This is a genomic window from Vibrio diazotrophicus (assembly GCF_038452265.1).
Taxonomy (GTDB): domain Bacteria; phylum Pseudomonadota; class Gammaproteobacteria; order Enterobacterales; family Vibrionaceae; genus Vibrio; species Vibrio diazotrophicus.
In genome coordinates this window covers 1,253,308-1,272,830 of sequence record NZ_CP151842.1, presented here as the reverse complement: position 1 = coordinate 1,272,830, position 19,523 = coordinate 1,253,308, and the positions used below count along the sequence as shown (strand labels likewise).

Below are 19,523 nucleotides of genomic sequence, written 5' to 3'. Positions count from 1 at the left end.
AACATGGCAAAACTTAACGCCTATTTTGGAGAGTACGGTGGTCAGTACGTACCTCAGATTTTAGTACCCGCTCTAGATCAGCTAGAACAAGCTTTTATTGATGCTCAAGAAGACCCAGAGTTTCGTTCGGAGTTCATGACTCTTTTGCAGGAATACGCGGGACGCCCTACGGCACTAACTCTAACGCGCAACATCACCAAAGGCACGAAAACTAAACTGTATCTGAAACGTGAAGATTTGCTTCACGGCGGCGCGCATAAAACCAACCAAGTTCTTGGTCAGGCACTACTAGCAAAACGTATGGGCAAAACCGAAATCATCGCTGAAACCGGCGCTGGTCAACATGGTGTAGCAACGGCTCTGGCTTGTGCACTGTTAGATTTGAAATGCCGCGTATACATGGGTGCAAAAGATGTTGAGCGCCAAAGCCCGAACGTTTTCCGCATGCGCTTAATGGGTGCAGAAGTAATCCCTGTACACTCTGGTTCAGCGACCTTAAAAGATGCTTGTAATGAAGCAATGCGTGACTGGTCTGCAAGTTATGAAAACACCCACTACTTATTAGGCACTGCAGCGGGTCCTCACCCATTCCCTACCATTGTTCGTGAATTCCAGCACATCATTGGTGAAGAGACTAAGAATCAGATTTTAGCCCGTGAAGGTCGTTTACCAGATGCGGTGATTGCTTGTGTCGGCGGCGGTTCTAATGCAATCGGCATGTTCGCTGATTTCATCGAAGAAGAATCAGTTCGTCTCATCGGTGTAGAGCCTGCGGGTAAAGGTATTGATACCGACCAACACGGCGCACCTCTAAAACATGGTAAGACAGGCATCTACTTAGGAATGAAAGCTCCATTGATGCAAGATGAATACGGTCAAGTTGAAGAGTCTTACTCAATTTCTGCTGGTCTGGACTTCCCTTCTGTGGGTCCACAACATGCGTATCTGAACTCAATCGGCCGTGCAGAATACGACAGCATTACTGACGATGAAGCACTGGACGCTTTCCAACTGCTTGCTCGTAAAGAAGGCATCATTCCTGCGCTGGAATCTTCACATGCATTAGCGCACGCATTGAAAATGGCGTTTGCTGAGCCAGAAAAAGAGCAGTTATTAGTGGTTAACCTGTCTGGCCGTGGAGACAAAGATATCTTCACCGTGGACAAAATTTTACAAGATAAAGGAGTGCTGTAATGGATCGTTATCAATCTCTTTTTCAGCGCTTAGCTGAGGAAAACCAAGGCGCATTTGTTCCGTTTGTAACGATTGGTGACCCTTCTCCTGAGCTTTCTCTGCAAATTATGCAGACATTAATTGATGCTGGCGCAGATGCTCTTGAGCTAGGATTTCCGTTCTCAGATCCGTTGGCAGATGGTCCAACGATTCAAGGAGCAAACAATCGTGCCCTTCAGGCGGGTACTACTCCGGATATCTGTTTTGACCTTATCAAGCAAATCCGTGTTAAGAATCCAGACACGCCAATCGGTTTGTTAATGTACGCGAACTTGGTGTTCTCTCGCGGTATTGAAAACTTCTATCAACGTTGTCAGGAAGCGGGTGTTGATTCAGTGCTAGTCGCCGATGTACCAACCACAGAAAGCGCTGAATTCGTTGCGGCTGCGGAAAAGTTCGGCATCAAGCCTATTTTCATTGCACCACCAACGGCCAATGATGAAACGCTGAAATCTGTCGCGTCATTGAGCAAAGGCTATACTTATCTGCTTTCTCGTGCGGGTGTGACTGGTGCGGAAACAAAAGCCAATATGCCAGTGCATGAGCTGTTAGAGCGTTTAAATCAGTTTGATGCACCACCTGCACTTCTTGGTTTTGGTATTTCCCAACCGGAACAGGTTAAACAAGCGATTGCAGCTGGCGCGGCTGGCGCGATCTCCGGTTCTGCTGTAGTGAAGATTATCGAAACAAACCAAAACGACCCTGAAGCGCTGCTGAAATCATTAGCTGGTTTTATAACACCAATGAAACAAGCGACCATAAAATAGTTACAATAGGTAGGGTTTGGTGACCCTACCACCTACTTCTAATGATCAATTTTAAACTGGCAATTTTATAGCTATTCAAGGCTAGCCAGTTTAGGAATTGATCATTTTTTTAACATTTAACCGACTATTTCGTTCAAAATATCCCTCACTCCGCCATTACCCATTTCTGTTCCAAAACCTAAAGCAAACGTTTTCCATGACGAATAAATGACCACTTCATCAGCAAAAATGGGTGATTACGTCAAATCCGACGCAGATGCATATTGCCAATTGTGAAATATAAGTGTAAAAAACCGAGCAACATAATTTTCCATTAATCGAGGATTGGTTAGTGGTTATGTCTAGAAATTTACACATTATTAGCACAGGGGTTAAGGAAGTGTTAAAACAAAAGAATTTACTACAGAACATTGGTGTTCAAGTTGTGATTGCCATGGTACTCGGTACCCTCATCGGTGCTGTCATGGGTCACGATGCGACAATGTTTTCTCCATTGGGTGCCATCTTTATTAACTTAATCAAGATGTTAGTTATTCCTTTGGTCGCTGTTGCTCTGATTTCAGGTGCAGCTGGCCTAGGCAATAGCCACTCAGCAGGTAAAGTTGGTTTCGTTACTCTAGGTTACTTTGCAGTGACTTCTGCTCTAGCGGTTGTTCTTGCACTGGTTATGGGTGAAGTATTCCAACCAGGTATGGGTATTGATGTTTCTGGTGTTGAAGGCATGTTCTCAGCAGAATACGCATCAAAAGGTGAACTACCTACATTTTGGGCAACAGTTATCGGTATGATTCCGACTAACGTGTTCCAATCTTTGAACGACGCAAACATTCTGCAAATCCTCGTTTTCTGCTTGTTCTTAGGTATTGCCATTTCAAAACAAAGCCCAGAGAAACGCGATCCAGTAATCAACGGTGTAAACACTATCGTTGATTCAATGGTGTGGATGATCAACAAAGTGATGGTTATCGCTCCAATCGGCGTATTCGGTCTGATGGCCGAAGCTGTGGGTACATTCGGTTTTGGCGCTCTAATGGTGGTATTCAAACTGTTTGTTGTTTACACAGCCGCTATCCTGATTTTTGGTTTCATCGTTTACCCAGCAATGATTCATTTCTTCAGCAAAACGTCAGCTAAGAAATTCATCAGCGCAATGAAGAAGCCACAAGCGGTTGCGCTTTCAACAGCATCTTCTATGGCAACTCTTCCTGTTACTATGGATACCGTTGAGAAAGACCTAGGTGTACGTAACTCGACAGCGTCATTCGTTTTGCCTCTAGGCGCAACGATCAACATGTCTGGTAACGCAATCTACTACGGTTTAGTTGCAGTTTTCTTTGCTCAACTGTTCCACATTGACCTATCAATGGGTGCTTACATTGCAATCATCGTGACTGCAACACTAGGTGCTGTAGGTCAAGCTGGTGTACCTGGTCCTTCATTCTTGGTTGTAGCGGTTCTTCTTGCTGCTGGCATTCCAATTGAAGGCCTACCACTACTATTCGCTCTAGACCGTGTCTTCGATATGATCCGTACTGCACTAAACATCACTGGTGATGCAGCTTGTGCAGTGATCGTTGATTCTATGATTGAAGATTCTGATGCTGAAAAAGTTTATCAAGATCAGCAAGCTTAACGGCTGAATCTCTAGTAAAAACCGCTCTGATGAGCGGTTTTTTGCTTTCAGCAACAAGATAGCCAAATTTGTAACTAAATCGCTAATGGCTATTCAGATGACAGAGCAAATTGAGTAGACTGTCGGCAACGAAAAGTTTGGATGTACCTACATAATGAAACAACTGATTGAGTTTATTCCTCTAATTATCTTCTTCGCGCTTTTTAAGCTATACGATATTTATGTCGCGACTGCTGCGTTGATCGCTGCAACAGCCATTCAAGTCGCTATTTCGTACTTCGTGTACAAGAAAGTGGAAAAAATGCAGCTTATTACCTTTGCTGTTGTCGCCATCTTTGGTGGTATGACGATTTTCCTTCACGATGACAACTTCATTAAATGGAAAGTGACCATTGTTTACACAGTGTTTGCGCTCGGCCTGACTATCAGTCATTTGATGGGTAAATCAGCAATCAAAGGTATGTTAGGAAAGGAAATCACTTTGCCTGACAGTGTATGGGCGAAAGTAAACTGGGCATGGGTTGCCTTCTTCACTATCTGTGCAGTCGTTAATATCTACATAGCTTATCAATTGCCTTTGGATGTCTGGGTTAATTTCAAGGTGTTCGGTCTTCTTATCGCAACATTTGTCTACACCCTGCTGACTGGCGTTTATATTTACAAACATCTTCCTAAAGAGCAGAAAAATTCTAACCAATAGATGGTTCTACATGACTCTTAGGGGTTAATAAGCAGCAGAATTTACTGCTATAATGCCCTCTTTTCTGACAGCGACTTGGTAACACAGTCGCTGTTTTGTTTACTACGGAATTTGAAATGAGTCAGGAAGTCAGTTCCCCTAAAGGCCAACTATTACTTAGAACCGTTGCTATGCCAGCAGATACCAATGCAAATGGTGATATCTTTGGTGGTTGGATTATGTCTCAGTTGGACTTGGCTGGCGGTATATTAGCGAAAGAGATTTCTTCTGGTCGTATCGTTACCGTCTCTGTTTCCAGTATCGCGTTTAAAAAGCCAGTGAAAGTGGGTGACGTGGTCTGCTGTTACGGTGAGTGTACTAAAATTGGCCGCACCTCTATGTCGATTAACTTAGAAGTTTGGGTGAAACCCGTTAAAGTTGACGGCATCGGAGACCGTTTCCAAGTGTGTGAAGCCACATTTAATTATGTCGCGATTGATTCCGACGGACGCCCTCGCCCGATTAACGCAGGGAACTGATCACAGAAATATCACCATCAAGGTTTAAATATTGCCAAGTTTCAGTACATTAGTTGCCGGTAACTTGCAGTTTCAGTCATTAATAAGGATATGGATTATGTTGTATGTCATTTTTTCTCAAGACGTTGAGGACTCTCTGGAAAAACGCATGAGTGTTCGTGCTGCGCACTTAGAACGCTTACAAGTTCTTCAAGATGAAGGCCGTTTGCTGACAGCGGGTCCACTGCCTGCCATCGATTCTGAAAGCCCAGGTGAAGCAGGTTTCACTGGTTCAACCGTTATTGCTGATTTCGACTCATTAGAAGAAGCAAAAGCATGGGCAGACGCAGATCCCTATGTGGCAGCAGGTGTTTATGCTAATGTCATCATCAAACCGTTCAAAAAAGTATTTTAGTATGAAAAAAAGTACCGCTGGAATTATCGCTTTCGGCTTAGTTCTGCTCTCAGGTTGTAGCTCTAATTCAGACAACCAGAGAAACCTTGAACTACTCGCGGATAATAGAGCCAGCCTACTGAGCGCTGAACTGCCTTTAGAGTACGGTCCTCTCAATATCATGCGTGCGACTGCCAAAGGCACCACCATTGAAATGATGATGGTTTATAACGCTGATGATAAAAATGCCAAACCTGTAACTCAGGTTATGCAAAGTAGCATCAAAACCTTTTGCTCAGACAAAAATATCAAAGCAAACCTCGAAGTGGGTTTAAGTTACCGTATTAAAATGCGTAACACTCGCGGACAACTGATGGTGGATGAAACCATCACGCAGCAAACTTGCGCTTCACAATAGTGTTTCTCTATAAATACTTTGTTCTACAAACAAGGGGCTCACATGAGCCCCTTGTTTGTTATTCCAACTTGCAATTAAGCTGCATTACTTTGTGCTTCTTCGCGCAAGGTTTTTGCCGCTAACACCATGTTGATCAAGGATGCTTCCACTTCTTTCCAGTTACGAGTTTTCAGACCACAATCAGGGTTTACCCATAGTCGTTCTGCTGGGATCTTGGCAGAAGCTTTACGCAATAGGCCTTCAATCCATTCCTGTGTTGGAATGTTTGGCGAGTGAATATCGTAGACACCCGGACCAATTTCGTTCGGATAATTGAAATCTTCAAAGGCTTTCAGAAGTTCCATGTTCGAGCGTGAGGTTTCAATAGTAATCACATCTGCATCCAGCGCTGCCACTGAGTCAATGATTTCATTGAATTCGCTGTAGCACATATGTGTATGAATCTGTGTTTGCGGTGTGGCGCTTGCCGCAGAGATCTTGAATGCTTCCACTGCCCAATCTAAGTATGCCTTGTGGTCACGCTTCTTCAGAGGCAATCCTTCGCGAATCGCCGGTTCATCAATCTGAATGATATTAATCCCTGCATCTTGTAAGTCAGAGACTTCGTCACGTAATGCCAGTGCCAGTTGCTGTGTGATTTCTTTGCGGCTGATATCTTCACGAGGGAAAGTCCAGCACAAGATTGTGACAGGCCCCGTTAACATCCCTTTCATCTTCTTATTGGTTAGTGATTGAGCATAGCTTGACCATTCAACAGTGATTGGTTTTTCACGTTCAATATCGGCAACCACAATCGCTGGCTTAACACAGCGAGAGCCGTAACTTTGCACCCAACCAAACTGAGTGGTTTGGAAGCCTGATAGATTTTCAGCAAAATATTCAACCATGTCGTTACGTTCCGCTTCGCCATGTACTAAGACATCCAGCCCCAACACCTCCTGACGCTTCACTGCATCTGCAATGTGTCCTTTCAATGCTGAAATATACTCGGCTTCTGGTAATACCCCTGTTCGGAATGCACTGCGTTGAGTGCGAATTTCGTTGGTTTGCGGGAATGAACCTATGGTCGTGGTTGGGAACAATGGTAAACCCAGTTGCTTCGCTTGTGTCACTGCACGCTGTTCGTACGGCTCACTACGCTGCGCTAATGATGCAGTGATAGCGTTCACTCGCGATTGCACTTGAGGCTTATTCACATGCGTTGCGGTTTTTCTATCAACGATAGGCAAGCTGTAAGTATCACAAGCCAGAATCGCTTCTTGGTCGCCATCTAATGCTCGTCCAAGTAGCGCGACTTCGGTGACTTTTTGCTTGGCAAACGCAAACCAGCTACGTACTTCTGCTGAGAGGTTTTGTTCGAGTTCTAAATTCACCGGGCTGTGCAGCAGTGAGCATGAACTCGCAATCCAAAGGCGATCACCCAGCTTATCTTTTACTGGCTGCAATCTGTTACGCAGGTTACCTAAATCTGCACGCCAAACGTTCCTGCCGTTGATAGCACCCACTGACAACACCCACTGTTGTGGCAATTTCTCTAGTACACTTTCTAACTGCTGTGGCGCGGCTGAAATGTCGATGTGAAGACCGTTTACAGGCAGTGCAACGATTTTGTCCAATGTATCAATCACCGAATCAAAGTACGTTGTTAGAAGCACTTTTACATCGCCTTGCAGTACCTGATACGCCAGCTTAAATGCATCTTGCCATTGGCTTTCTAACTCAAGTGACAGTACTGGCTCGTCGATTTGAACCCACTCTACCCCTTGTTTAGCCAACTTAGACAAAATGTTTTGATAAGCCGTCAGCAAACGTGGAAGCAAAGTTAAACGGTCAAAATTATCTTCCACTTCTTTACCCAAGTAGAGATAACTCACAGGCCCCAAAAGCACAGGTTTTACGTTTGCACCTGTTTTCACCGCTTCGTTGACTTCTTCAAATAGCTGCGGCCAGCTCACTTCGAACTTATCATCAGAACTGAATTCAGGAACGATGTAGTGATAGTTAGTATTGAACCATTTGGTCATGTCGGACGCCGCACTGCCGCTACAACCGCACGAGTTTTGCGACTGACCACGCCCAACGCGGAAAAGCGTATCGAGATCTGGAAAGCTATCTTTGTTATGAGATAGATGATGACGAGCAGGAACATGTCCAAGCAGCAAAGTAGTTGTAAGAACATGGTCATACCATGCAAAATCGCCTGCTGTCGTAAAGCTTAAACTCGCTTCTTTTTGTAAAGCCCAGTTGTTGTGGCGGATTTCGCTACCTACCGCTTTTAGCTCTTGCTGAGTAATATCACCACGCCAGTATTTCTCTAGTGCAAATTTAAGTTCGCGTTTTTCACCAATACGTGGATAGCCCAAAATATGTGTAATTGTCGCCATATGATCGTTCCTTCTATTAAGCTGAGGTTAGACACTAAAGATGTCTGGATGGCCAAACTATCTCGCTAACCGCTCAATGAAACAATCAACTAATATTCAACTTGTTTATTAAAAATATTCATACACACCAAACCTGCTTAATGAACAATACTTCAAACCAAACCAAGAAATAGACGTCTAGATGTTTACAGCTCCAAAAAAAGGGCGTAAGTTAGTTTTTAAATTCATGATGCTTACGGAATGATGAGGAAATCTCATGATAGAGCTAAAACATTTAAGAACGATTGCTTCGCTGAGAGACACAGGATCATTGACGTCAACAGCGACTTCACTCCATTTGACTCAATCAGCCCTTTCTCATCAGATTAAAGACCTTGAAGCGAGACTTGGTAGCCAACTTTTCTTACGAAAAACAAGACCGGTAAAGTTTACTTCCGAGGGTGAAATACTGCTTAAGCTTGCCGATGACATTTTGCCGAGAATCGCCAAAGGAGAAAATGAACTGGCGAGCTTAAAAGAAGACGTGAACGGCAGGCTGCATATGGCGATTGAGTGCCATTCCTGTTTCCAATGGCTTATGCCCGCGTTAAGAGAGTATCAAGTGGCTTGGCCAAGCGTCGCATTAGACTTTTCATCTGGCTTCGGTTTTGAACCTCTGCCGGCACTGCTTGCTGGCGAACTGGACTTAGTGATTACTTCCGACATTCTTCCGCGCTCAGAAGTGCACTACGAACCTCTGTTTGATTTTGAAATGCGCTTAATCACTGCCACTAACCATCCTCTCGCCATCAAAGAGTCTATTGCACCAGAAGATTTGGCAGAACAAACACTGTTGAGCTACCCAGTGCAGAAGCAGCGTTTAGATGTAGTGAAACACTTCTTACACCCCGCAGGTGTAGAGCCAGCAAAATGGAAACAAGCAGATAATACATTGATGTTGGTACAGATGGTGTCGGCAGGCTTAGGCGTTGCTGCTCTACCTAATTGGGCCATCAGCGAGTTTTCGCGTCAGGGATTGATCACCAGTAAACCATTGGGCAATGGCTTATGGCGTCGACTGTTTGCGGCGGTGCGTAATAGCGATAAAGACAAACGCTACTTACAAACATTCTTTGCAACGGCAAAACAGCAATGTAAAAGCCACCTTGACGGAATCAAGATGGCTTAAAAATGCGATTAAACTTAACGACCTGATGATTTGAACTGGTTGGTTAATGGATCATAGCGAAAGCCAAGATGACTCAATTTACCAACCACGCTTTCAACATCCATTTCATAAGTGGAAACCAGCTCATCTAAGCTGTCACACTCCAAGCGTAGCTTCTCATTCACTATGCCTAAAAGAATAATACTATCCAGCTTATTAACATTGCTCAGATCCATATCGGCACTCCTTTGAACAAAACCCACCTATTAAGCCTAGTCGGGATTTCACACAAAAAAAGTGATTTTGCTCTAGGGAGCTAAATTCTGATTATTGAATCAGATAGAGACTGTGAAAACCTGTGCTCGCCAGCAACACCAGCAAGAATGCTACCGCTAACTGACCTTTCTCCGGCTTCTTGGCCGTAATAATATGCCAGCTCCAAAAAACGATACCGACAATCAGTAAACTGAAACTGATGATCAATGGCATGGTTAACTCGGCTAACTGTTCGCTTTCAAGTGAGTAAGCAAATGGAACAATGCACAACGTTGTAGCCATTGCAGACAAAATTCCTACCACAGGCAGAATACGATGAAACGCATCTAGCCTGCTACGAGCAATGGACAAAAGCATGTTCGCGAATACCGAGCCAAGCAGAAATATCATCATGAACAGTGATAAAGAAGCACTCCAGCTTGCCGCTTCACTAATCAATACACCGACATATGCCAGTGATAAACCGTTGGCCAGATAAAGAACCCATATAGGTCCTTCATCACGAGTTTTGGTCGTCTGCACTCGGGAATAGAAGTAAAAAATGGCAAATACCACCAAAAATGCTTCAATCTTAATCGAAGCGACGGCCAACCAAAGCACACCTATTGAAGGCAATATCTTATGTATGCGCCCACGTTGACCCGGACAAATATCACCTTTGACCAAAATCATCGTCAGAATAATTTGAGCGCCCAAAAGCATAGGAGCGAAAACAGAAAGTAGTGAATAAACCATAATTTCAAATAAGTGAGCCAAGTTTTAATAGAGGGCGATAATAGCAAAGCGCAGTTCTCTTTCCTATCTCTGTAGACTTAACAAAATCCCCAACAAAGATGAGGTGATGTTCCGCTAGATACTCCATCTTCAAGCCGCTATAATGCGCACCTCTCAAATACAAGGTCAAAATATGTACAGCGATATCACTCCTATCCATCAACACAAAAAGTACTGGGCAGAATGCTTCGGTACCGCACGCTTTTTACCTACCAGCCGTAAAGAGATGGATGCGCTTGGATGGGATAGCTGCGACATTATCATTGTGACCGGTGACGCTTATGTTGATCACCCAAGTTTTGGTATGGCTATCATTGGTCGTCTGTTGGAAGCACAAGGTTTCCGCGTCGGCATCATTGCGCAACCAGAATGGCAAAATAAAGACGCGTTTATGGCGCTGGGTAAACCGAACTTATTCTTCGGCGTTACAGCAGGCAACATGGACTCGATGATCAACCGTTACACGTCAGACAGAAAATTGCGTCATGATGATGCCTACACTCCGAACAATGAAGGCGGTAAGCGTCCTGATCGTGCAACACTGGTTTACTCTCAGCGTTGTCGTGAAGCTTATAAAGATGTGCCAATTGTACTGGGTGGTATTGAAGCAAGCCTGCGTCGTGTTGCGCACTATGACTATTGGTCAGACAAAGTTCGCCGTTCAGTGCTATTTGATGCGAAAGCCGACATTCTGTTATTTGGTAACGCAGAACGCGCTCTGGTAGAAGTGGCACACCGCTTAGCTGACGGGGAATCAATCAGCGATCTGACTAACGTACGCGGCACAGCAGTGAACCTAGCGGCAGTACCTGAAGGTTTCAAGGTTATTGATTCATCAAGAATTGATAAACCAAGTACGCCATTTGTACCGACCAACCCGTACGAAGTTGAAACACAGTGTGAAACTAAGAAAGAGGAAGAAGAAGCGAAACCGATTACCGTTCGCCCTTCCCGTCATGATTCAAAAACCACAGCTGTGCGTTTGCCTTCTTACGAGAAACTGATTAATGACCGTATTCTTTATGCTCATGCAAGCCGTGTACTGCATTTAGAAACCAACCCGTATTCCGGCCGTGCTCTGATTCAAAGCCACGGTAACCGTGAGCTTTGGGTTAACCAGGCACCAATCCCATTGTCTACTGAAGAGATGGATTATGTGTTTGACCTACCGTATGCACGTGTACCGCATCCTAAATACGGTAAAGATAAGATCCCTGCGTATGACATGATTAAAACGTCAGTCAACATTATGCGTGGATGTTTTGGTGGCTGTTCTTTCTGTTCTATTACCGAACACGAAGGGCGAATCATTCAGAACCGTTCGAAAGAATCGATCATCAACGAACTCAAAGAGATCCGCGATAAAGTACCGGGCTTTACTGGCACTATCTCGGATTTAGGTGGCCCAACAGCAAACATGTACCGTTTAGGTTGTTCAGATCCTAAAGCGGAAGCCAACTGTCGTCGACCTTCCTGTGTGTTCCCGGGCATCTGTCATAAACTCAATACCGACCACAAGCACACCATCGATTTATATCGTGAAGCGCGTAAAGTGGAAGGCATTAAGAAAGTGATGATCGCGTCTGGTGTTCGCTACGACCTCGCCATTGAGTCACCTGAATATGTCAAAGAGCTTGTGACTCACCACGTAGGTGGCTATCTGAAAATTGCTCCAGAGCATACAGAAAAGAGCCCGCTTGATCTGATGATGAAACCGGGTATGGGTACATTCGACCGTTTCAAAGAAATGTTTGATAAATACAGTGCGGAAGCGGGCAAGAAGCAATACTTAATTCCTTATTTCATCTCTGCTCACCCAGGTACAGAAGATGAAGATATGGTGAACTTGGCGCTATGGCTGAAAAGCCACAACTACGAGTGTGACCAAGTACAGAACTTCTATCCATCACCAATGTGTAACGCAACGGCGATGTATCACTCTGAAGTGAACCCTTTAAAACGTGTGAAATACAAAAAACGTGAAGATGTCACTGTACCGAAAGGTGACCGTCAAAGACGTTTGCACAAAGCCCTTCTTCGCTATCACGACCCACTAAACTGGCCGCTGATCCGCGAAGCTCTAATCAACATGGGCAAGAAACATTTGATTGGTGATAAACCAAACTGTTTAGTTCCTGCTGAAGATGGTGACAAACTCACGCCAGCGCAGCGTCGTAAGTCAGGTCGTCACGGTTCAAACCGATTTGCTACCAAGCATACCAAGTCACAACCGGGATTTGATGCACTTCGCGGTGACAATAGTCGTGGTGATAGCGGTCGTGGTGAAAATGGCCGTAAAGAGAACAATCGTGGCGATAATCCACGTGGAAACAAAGCATCGGGCAACAACAAATCAGGTGCAAAAGGTTCCTACGGCAGTTCACAAGGCAGCAGTCGTCCACAAGGTCAAGGTAACGGCCGCCCGCAAAGCAGTGCTCGACCAAATGCGAACAAAGGCAAAGGGCAAAACCGACCTTCTCAACGCACACAATAAAGCTTAGTTAATCGCAAAGCATAAAAAAGCGCAGCTCTCAGGCTGCGCTTTTTAGTCAATTATCTGTTGGTTTTTATAAGCAGAAACTAACGCGAATTACGCGTACTGCTCTTCAAACTCTTTCATAAACGAAACAAGTGCTTGAACACCTTCAAGCGTCATTGCGTTATAGATTGATGCACGCATACCACCAACAACACGGTGACCTTTCAGTGAAGTTAAACCACGAGCTTCAGCTAACTCAAGGAAAGTACCGTCTAGTTCAGGCTTCGCTAACTGGAATGGCACGTTCATTAGCGAACGGTTGTCTGGGTGAACACCATTACGGTAGAAATCAGATGAATCAACATAGTCATAAAGCAGTGCCGCTTTTTCACGGTTGATTTTCTCAATCGCTTTCACGCCACCCTGCTCTTTTAACCACTTGAATACCAAGCCTGACAAATACCAAGCGTAAGTAGGTGGTGTGTTGAACATTGAACCTTGTTCTGCCAACAGCTTGTAGTTCAGGATGCCAGGAACAAGGTCACTTGCTAGCTCTAGCAAATCATCACGTACAATCGCGATACAAATGCCCGCAGGGCCAATGTTTTTCTGCGCACCCGCGTAGATAACACCGTATTTCGAAACATCAATTTCACGAGAAAGAATCGTTGAAGACATGTCAGCAACGATTGGTTTATCCGTTACTGGTAAATCATTAATCTCAATACCGTCGATGGTTTCGTTTGGACAGAAGTGAACATATGCCGCTTCTGGATCAATCTTCCACTCGCTTGCTGGCAAAATAGCAATTTTGCCGTCTTTTTCTACTTTCGCGTCAAAAACATCTGTTTCGCAATATTTTTTTGCTTCTTTAACTGCGCTTTCTGCCCAGTATCCACCATCAATATAGGTTGCTTTCTTCGCGTTACCCATCAGGTTCAGAGGCACAGCTGCAAATTGTGCACGTGCGCCACCTTGGCAAAATAGTACTTTATAGTTATCTGGGATATTTAGAAGATCGCGCAAATCCTGCTCTGCTTCTTCTGCCACCTTAATGAAAGGTTTGCTGCGGTGGCTAATTTCCATAACCGAAACGCCCATGCCGTTCCAATTAACAAACTCAGCCTGTGCTTTTTCCATCACGGCTTTTGGTAACGCTGCTGGACCAGCACTAAAGTTATAAACAGTGTCCGTTTTCGGCTCCATGTGTTCCTTGCTCCTGCTATCGATGATGAGTGTGATTAATACCACTTTTTTCATCGGATAAAAAGCAAGAAAAGAGGTCTTTCGACCTCTTTTCTTCAACTAATCTAAATTTCAAAGAGTTTAGATTGCCTTAGCGAATTAACGCGCCATCATTCCATACATAAACAGAGCAAAAAGAGGAACCTTATGACCATTGGAGAAAACAATATTCCCTTCCTTTATATCTGCTTTTAATTGATAGCCTTTGTCGTCTTGCGTCATCATTTCCATCATAAGTAGCTCATCCACGCCCTGTTGAATGGTTGGGTAATCATCAACCAGTTGATTCGATACAAACGCTTCAAGATCACCCGTTAACGCAGACATAATCACACTCGGATCTTTCTGTACGTCATTGGTGCCTTCAGGAATGTTAAGAGTAATCTTTGACGAAAACTCTCCCTCGCCAAGATTAAGAGCAAAAGGTTTGATGCTGACAAAGAACCCTTGAGAAAATAGCGAATCAACGTGTGGCATCGCTTTTTCAAGGTCTTCCGCTTCTAAATAGGGATTACTTTGATAGATGTTTGACAGTGCAAGGAAAGCCTCACGGTCTGCGTCACCCAAAGTGAAATCGAGTTGAACATTGTTCACTTCACCGTCATCAACCATAACCTTGCCAACATTCATCTTATGATTGCTGGTAAAACGCGATTTTTCAGTGTTGAACTCAGACTCAAACTGATATGAAGTACTCTCGGCAGAAAACAGAGTCGAACCCTGACCATCGTCAACAGTTAAACTTCCGAGTGTGATGTTTTGCTTTCCAATCCAAAATCCTGAATCTTGTTTACCATTACCCTGTCCTGAGAAATCAGAAATCAACATGTTCTCGCCAGTTTCAAAATTCAAAGCAATAGACGGGATAGTAACGTTGAAATCCATTTGTCCCAAAGCTGTAACAGTGCCCGTTACTTGAGAAGATAGAATAGAAATCGCTACAGAATCTGGGCCTTCACTTTGATAATGCCAGTTATCTAGTGTGGAAGAGAAACGGGTGTTTCCATTCAGTTGCGTGGTACTGTTAACCACCAGCGGAGACTCTGGATAATCAGGGAACGTCGACACAGAAGAAATACTCGCCAACCCATGGCGAATATCGCTGTCCACGATAACTTCGGTTGGTAAACCTTCGTTCTGCATTTGCAACTTAAGAACCGGGTTGGTAACAGTAAAACGTGTTTGCGCATGCGAAGACAGGTAACCACGGTCATAACTGAACAGTTCTGCAGAGATATCGTTATTGCTGACGTGTTTTAAGCCATCGCTAATCACATTCTGACCAATTTGTCCCACAGCTAAAGGCCAACATAACGCCAGCGAGACTGCGCCACCAACTGCACCAATTAATTTTAGTTTTTTCATATAAGTAGGTTCCTATCCTGTTTCATGCAGTCTACCGACAAGGTTCAACGAGCTCAAGGCGGCACTTAGTGAATTGATTGTAAAAGTGTTTGTCCTTCCAGAATATGAGTCGATAGTTGCCGCTGATTTAGCATTCTAAAACCTCGCTCTCAGTTCGTTTTGCGCTCACTTGATAGAGTAATGCTGTCAGATTTCAATATGATGAGAGCAACGTGAATCAATACGCCCTACTCTGCTTAGATAACAACCCTATTAGTATCGAACAATGGCGACATGAACTGCGCTCGTTCGCCACTAAGTTTGACCTTCATACCGCCGATTCTTTTGAAGAAGCTCAGCAGGCGCTGGAGTATCTGGAATCTCAGAATCAAACGGTAGCGTTAGTCATCGCCAGCCATAACGAGAATTTAAACGGTGCGGACTTTTTGATTCATCTGGACAGAATGGACAACACCAAGACAGCTCGTAAAGTTCTGATCAGTTGCGGTCAAGATATTCAGGCGATCGTCAGTGCTGTCAATGAAGGTCGACTGGATTACTGCTTAACTAAGCCCCTGCAAGACAACGTGCTTTATAAAACTGTCGTCCAAGAACTCACCACCTATGTGTTAGAAAATGACAAAGATAACGCTCTTCACTACAGCAGTGTTCTTGATCAGCAAAGGCTTTTGCGTTCACATATCGACAACAAAATGCACTCTTACCGGCAAGGTTTTATCTCTGAGTACCATCAGTTAACCGACGCTGAACTGGCTGATCAGGTCATTGGCGCGTTATATCAGTTTTTTGATAAGCACGATGACACTAAGGCTTGTCGGACATATTCCGCCGAGCACTTGCTCACTGTCGAAGGTCAGGAAAACCGCTTTTTATGGTTTATCACTGAAGGAGAAGTTGCTCTTTATAAAAAAGATAAACATGGTCAACAGCGCGAGGTCGTTAGGCACCAAAAAGGGAATATCGTTGGAGGGATGTCATTTGTGACTGGCGAAAACTCCTTCTCTACCGCAATCACGTTGACTAAAACTGAGGTGATTAAACTAGACAGAGATGTATTTGCCAAAGTCATGCACACCAACACCAGCTTATTGCCGCTTTTTACCAACCTGTTATTGCGTCACTTCAATCGACGCTTACAAAGAAGCATCAACACGAAAATACAGTTACAAGAAACCCTCGAATCACTGGAATCTGCGCATCAACAATTAATTGAAGGTGAAAAAATGGCGATGCTTGGGCAGTTAGTCGCCGGTGTTGCCCATGAACTCAATAACCCAGTGTCAGCAATTTTGCGCGGTACCGACACTCTCTCCAATAATATTGAAAATATTGTCGAGTCATACGCTGATTCAGTAACCAATCATCAAGGCTCACAAATGCTCAAAGCGGCTCTGGTGGCAAAACCTATGTCGACTTCAGAAGAACGTGAGCTCGCTAAACTGCTGGAAAACCAAATACACAACCGTCTTCTCGCTAAGAAAATGGTTAAACTTGGCCTTAATAATAACGAAGAGTCCATCAAACAGGCCAAATCAAATCCAGATGCCATGTTGAAGAACTTGGAATCATTAGAGCGCTACCATCTGACCGGTAGCACTCTTCGTTCCATCAAGGTGTGTGCGCAAAGAATTACCGATATGGTTAAGAGCCTAAAAGGCTATGCACGAGCGGATGATGAAACCTTCCATGTGGTTGATATCCATGAAGGTATCGAGGATACGCTGGTCATTTTTGAAAACCGATTGAAACTTCATAAATTAGTTAAAGAGTATTCATCTATCCCGCCCGTGCGCTGCCTACCAATTGCACTTCAACAAGTGTGGACGAACTTAATTTCTAACGCGATAGACGCTTTCCCTGACAGAGGCGTGTTAGAAATACACTCTTATTTGGGAGAGAAAGACGGGCAAACCTATGCCGTTGTTAGCTTCAAAGATAACGGGCACGGTATTTCAGAAGAAACCAGAGAGAAGATTTTCGAACTTAATTACACAACGAAACGTGAAGGTAATTTTGGCTTAGGTATTGGGCTTTCTATTTGCCAGCAAATTATGCATCAACATAACGGCTGGATTGACGTTGAGTCTAAGCTCGGCGAATACACAAACATGCGAGTATGGCTTCCTTTACTCCTCGCCAGCACTGATTAATAAGGAAAATAACATGAACAAATTCATGATTTTATGTGTCGATGATGAACGAGAAGTACTTGATAGCGTCATGCAGGATATTGATTGCTTTGAAGAACACTTCATTGTTGAAGCCGCACAGTCTGTTAGCGAAGCCAAGTCAGTTATTGAAGACTACCGCGAGCAAGAAGTCGCATTAGCATTGATCCTATGTGACCACATCATGCCAGAACAGACCGGAATTAGTTTTTTAATTGAACTGAATGATGAACCAGATACAGCAAAAACTCGTAAGGTTTTGTTAACAGGGCAAGCCGGACTCAACGACACCGTAGAAGCGGTTAACCATGCAAGTCTAGACTTTTTTATTGCTAAGCCATGGATGGGCGAACAACTGAGACAAGTAGTTAAAGAACAGCTTACCCACTATGTAATTGAAAATGAGAAAGATCTTATGCCTTGGGTGAGAGTTCTGGATACCGAGAAAATACTCAACGCTATCGCAGAGAAGCGTATGGATTTTGGAGAGTAACCTTCTCTAATAAGCTGGCATTTAAATTGCTAGAATTCTACAAACGACAAAACTATGACATTTTTTGATGGTTTCTCTATACATCAATGCTTTATGATGTCAAAAGAGTTGAAGCTGGATTCAGGAGAAAATACGAATCCTTCTTTAAAACCATGGAATTAACGATAAAAACAGGTTTACCGTAACTATGCGTAAAACAATCATTGCAGCAGCACTACTAATTGCTTCGGGACAAAGCTTAGCCGAAGTTGACCGTAACAGCCCATCAATTATGAGCAACTTTAGTTATGACTATGCAGAAGCTCGAATTGGTGCGAGCCCAATGACTTTTGGTGCTGGTATCAGCAAATCAATTCACCCAAACGCTCACGTAATTGGCCGAATCGATTCTGAACTTGAGAGCGATTACGCTGCCGCTGCCGGTTTTGGCTTCCACGCACCAGTAAATAACTGGGCTGATTTCACTGGTGAAATGCTTTTCCGCATTGAAGATAAAAAAGACGGCGCAAGTGCAGATACTGGTATGGAGCTAAATTTGGGTATTCGCCAATGGTTAGGTCCACAACTTGAAGTGGGTGGCAAAGGCGGTTACGTTTCAATTGAAGACAACGATGACTGGATTGCTTCTTTCTACGCACGATTCCACTCAACAGAGTTATTCTCAATTGGTGCTGAAGCTCGTTTCAACGACTCTTATGGTGACCAAATTATGTTTACTACTCGCTTCAAGCTTTAATTTGAATCTAGTAGCCACATGAAAAAGAAAAGCCGAAGTTTAACACTTCGGCTTTTTAATTGGATTAACGCTGGCAACTCTCTAATAACTGACGTTTACGAGGCTCTTGCAGTAGTTTCCAATGAATCCCTTCAATCGCCCCAGCAAATTTCCACAACAGTTTAATATCAACGTCATTACCATAGGTCTGACAAACTTTATTAAACACCGTTGGAGCACCTAGCTTTATAAATGTATCTACATCATCGACACCGGATTTTTTAACCATTCTCTCCAATGTAAGCTGCATGTTAGGCAAATCGCGCAGACGACGGTTCAGCGACGACTTTTGCACAACACGTTGAGAAACTGCGTTTTTAATTGACGTACCAACAATGGCATCTAATTCTTGATAATTACTCGAGTAAAGGTCTGTGATGTCATAGTAGTTAACTGTCGCTACAGTTTGTTTCTTCACATGACGGTACTTTTCACAACCTAACGCGGTTAACTGATCGTCTAACTCCTCTCCACCGCGGATATATATGCAATCGTTAGTTAACAACGCATACATAGCATCTTCTTGGAATAAACCTATACCACCAAACATTGAACGCTGTTGGCTTTCACCAAACTTATTTACATAGTCGAAAAATGTTCGCTCTACCATAGTCATTGACCCTTTAATCAAATTCCCCGATTAAGAAAGATCACCAGATAGCAGTACAATTTAGCGAATAAAATTAATGATTTAATTATTAGCACCTCATAGCTATGAGGATACCTACTTTGTTATTCGACTATGATAGTTAACGAAGCGAATTAAGTCAGGGCA

18 protein-coding genes are annotated in these 19,523 nt (G+C 43.8%); 12 read left to right on the top strand and 6 right to left on the bottom strand.

What is annotated here, in order from left to right; all coding sequences use genetic code 11:
* Window positions 1-3 precede the first annotated feature (3 nt).
* The 7 genes from trpB to AAGA51_RS05730 all read left to right on the top strand — a co-directional run bounded on the left by trpB (window position 4) and on the right by AAGA51_RS05730 (window position 5,642).
* Window positions 4-1,194 (top strand): tryptophan synthase subunit beta, encoded by a 1,191-nt coding sequence (gene trpB / locus AAGA51_RS05760; RefSeq protein ID WP_042488314.1) that lies wholly within the window; start codon window positions 4-6, stop codon window positions 1,192-1,194.
* On the top strand, window positions 1,194-2,000 hold the full coding sequence (gene trpA / locus AAGA51_RS05755) for a tryptophan synthase subunit alpha (protein WP_042488311.1): 807 nt from the start codon (window positions 1,194-1,196) through the stop codon (window positions 1,998-2,000). Before trpB ends, trpA begins: the two co-directional genes overlap by 1 nt.
* A gap of 337 nt (window positions 2,001-2,337) precedes the next feature.
* Window positions 2,338-3,633: a dicarboxylate/amino acid:cation symporter gene (locus AAGA51_RS05750; RefSeq protein WP_042488308.1), complete on the top strand. Its 1,296-nt coding sequence runs from the start codon at window positions 2,338-2,340 to the stop codon at window positions 3,631-3,633.
* 154 nt (window positions 3,634-3,787) lie between these two features.
* Window positions 3,788-4,333, top strand: coding sequence for a septation protein A (locus tag AAGA51_RS05745; RefSeq protein WP_042488305.1), 546 nt, complete (start codon window positions 3,788-3,790; stop codon window positions 4,331-4,333).
* Between the two features lie 116 nt (window positions 4,334-4,449).
* On the top strand, window positions 4,450-4,851 hold the full coding sequence (gene yciA / locus AAGA51_RS05740; RefSeq protein ID WP_042488304.1) for an acyl-CoA thioester hydrolase YciA: 402 nt from the start codon (window positions 4,450-4,452) through the stop codon (window positions 4,849-4,851).
* Window positions 4,852-4,948: 97 nt separating this feature from the next.
* Window positions 4,949-5,245, top strand: a complete 297-nt coding sequence (locus AAGA51_RS05735) for a YciI family protein (RefSeq protein WP_042488301.1) — start codon at window positions 4,949-4,951, stop codon at window positions 5,243-5,245.
* A 1-nt stretch (window position 5,246) separates the two neighbouring features.
* Window positions 5,247-5,642, top strand: coding sequence for a GspS/AspS pilotin family protein (locus tag AAGA51_RS05730; RefSeq protein WP_042488298.1), 396 nt, complete (start codon window positions 5,247-5,249; stop codon window positions 5,640-5,642).
* A 74-nt stretch (window positions 5,643-5,716) separates the two neighbouring features.
* Here AAGA51_RS05730 and metE read toward each other — a convergent pair whose 3' ends face one another.
* Complete coding sequence (gene metE, locus AAGA51_RS05725; protein WP_042488295.1) at window positions 5,717-8,026, bottom strand: 5-methyltetrahydropteroyltriglutamate--homocysteine S-methyltransferase; 2,310 nt, start codon at window positions 8,024-8,026, stop codon at window positions 5,717-5,719.
* Window positions 8,027-8,282: 256 nt separating this feature from the next.
* Here metE and metR point away from each other — a divergent pair, with 256 nt between their 5' ends.
* A complete protein-coding gene (metR, locus tag AAGA51_RS05720) occupies window positions 8,283-9,194 on the top strand; it encodes an HTH-type transcriptional regulator MetR (RefSeq protein ID WP_042488292.1) in 912 nt (303 codons plus the stop codon).
* A gap of 14 nt (window positions 9,195-9,208) precedes the next feature.
* Here metR and AAGA51_RS05715 read toward each other — a convergent pair whose 3' ends face one another.
* Both AAGA51_RS05715 and AAGA51_RS05710 read right to left on the bottom strand, forming a co-directional pair.
* Window positions 9,209-9,409 (bottom strand): DUF4250 domain-containing protein, encoded by a 201-nt coding sequence (locus AAGA51_RS05715; RefSeq protein ID WP_042488289.1) that lies wholly within the window; start codon window positions 9,407-9,409, stop codon window positions 9,209-9,211.
* Between the two features lie 91 nt (window positions 9,410-9,500).
* On the bottom strand, window positions 9,501-10,184 hold the full coding sequence (locus tag AAGA51_RS05710) for a hypothetical protein (RefSeq protein WP_042488499.1): 684 nt from the start codon (window positions 10,182-10,184) through the stop codon (window positions 9,501-9,503).
* A 172-nt stretch (window positions 10,185-10,356) separates the two neighbouring features.
* Between AAGA51_RS05710 and AAGA51_RS05705 the strand changes: the two genes are divergently transcribed.
* Window positions 10,357-12,717, top strand: coding sequence for a YgiQ family radical SAM protein (locus AAGA51_RS05705; protein WP_042488287.1), 2,361 nt, complete (start codon window positions 10,357-10,359; stop codon window positions 12,715-12,717).
* Between the two features lie 96 nt (window positions 12,718-12,813).
* Here the strand turns inward: AAGA51_RS05705 and serC are convergent, their stop codons facing one another.
* Both serC and AAGA51_RS05695 read right to left on the bottom strand, forming a co-directional pair.
* Window positions 12,814-13,908 carry a 3-phosphoserine/phosphohydroxythreonine transaminase gene (serC, locus tag AAGA51_RS05700; RefSeq protein WP_042488284.1) on the bottom strand — a complete coding sequence of 365 codons (1,095 nt, stop codon included), beginning with the start codon at window positions 13,906-13,908 and terminating at the stop codon, window positions 12,814-12,816.
* 138 nt (window positions 13,909-14,046) lie between these two features.
* Complete coding sequence (locus tag AAGA51_RS05695; protein WP_042488282.1) at window positions 14,047-15,312, bottom strand: DUF945 family protein; 1,266 nt, start codon at window positions 15,310-15,312, stop codon at window positions 14,047-14,049.
* A 212-nt stretch (window positions 15,313-15,524) separates the two neighbouring features.
* Between AAGA51_RS05695 and AAGA51_RS05690 the strand changes: the two genes are divergently transcribed.
* The 3 genes from AAGA51_RS05690 to AAGA51_RS05680 all read left to right on the top strand — a co-directional run bounded on the left by AAGA51_RS05690 (window position 15,525) and on the right by AAGA51_RS05680 (window position 18,709).
* Complete coding sequence (locus AAGA51_RS05690) at window positions 15,525-17,462, top strand: ATP-binding protein (protein WP_042488280.1); 1,938 nt, start codon at window positions 15,525-15,527, stop codon at window positions 17,460-17,462.
* A gap of 13 nt (window positions 17,463-17,475) precedes the next feature.
* Complete coding sequence (locus AAGA51_RS05685; RefSeq protein WP_042488278.1) at window positions 17,476-17,973, top strand: response regulator; 498 nt, start codon at window positions 17,476-17,478, stop codon at window positions 17,971-17,973.
* Between the two features lie 187 nt (window positions 17,974-18,160).
* On the top strand, window positions 18,161-18,709 hold the full coding sequence (locus AAGA51_RS05680; RefSeq protein ID WP_042488276.1) for a hypothetical protein: 549 nt from the start codon (window positions 18,161-18,163) through the stop codon (window positions 18,707-18,709).
* Window positions 18,710-18,773: 64 nt separating this feature from the next.
* On the opposite strand, the gene AAGA51_RS05675 is transcribed toward AAGA51_RS05680, so the two are convergent.
* Window positions 18,774-19,358: a TfoX/Sxy family DNA transformation protein gene (locus tag AAGA51_RS05675; protein WP_042488274.1), complete on the bottom strand. Its 585-nt coding sequence runs from the start codon at window positions 19,356-19,358 to the stop codon at window positions 18,774-18,776.
* Window positions 19,359-19,523 lie beyond the last annotated feature (165 nt).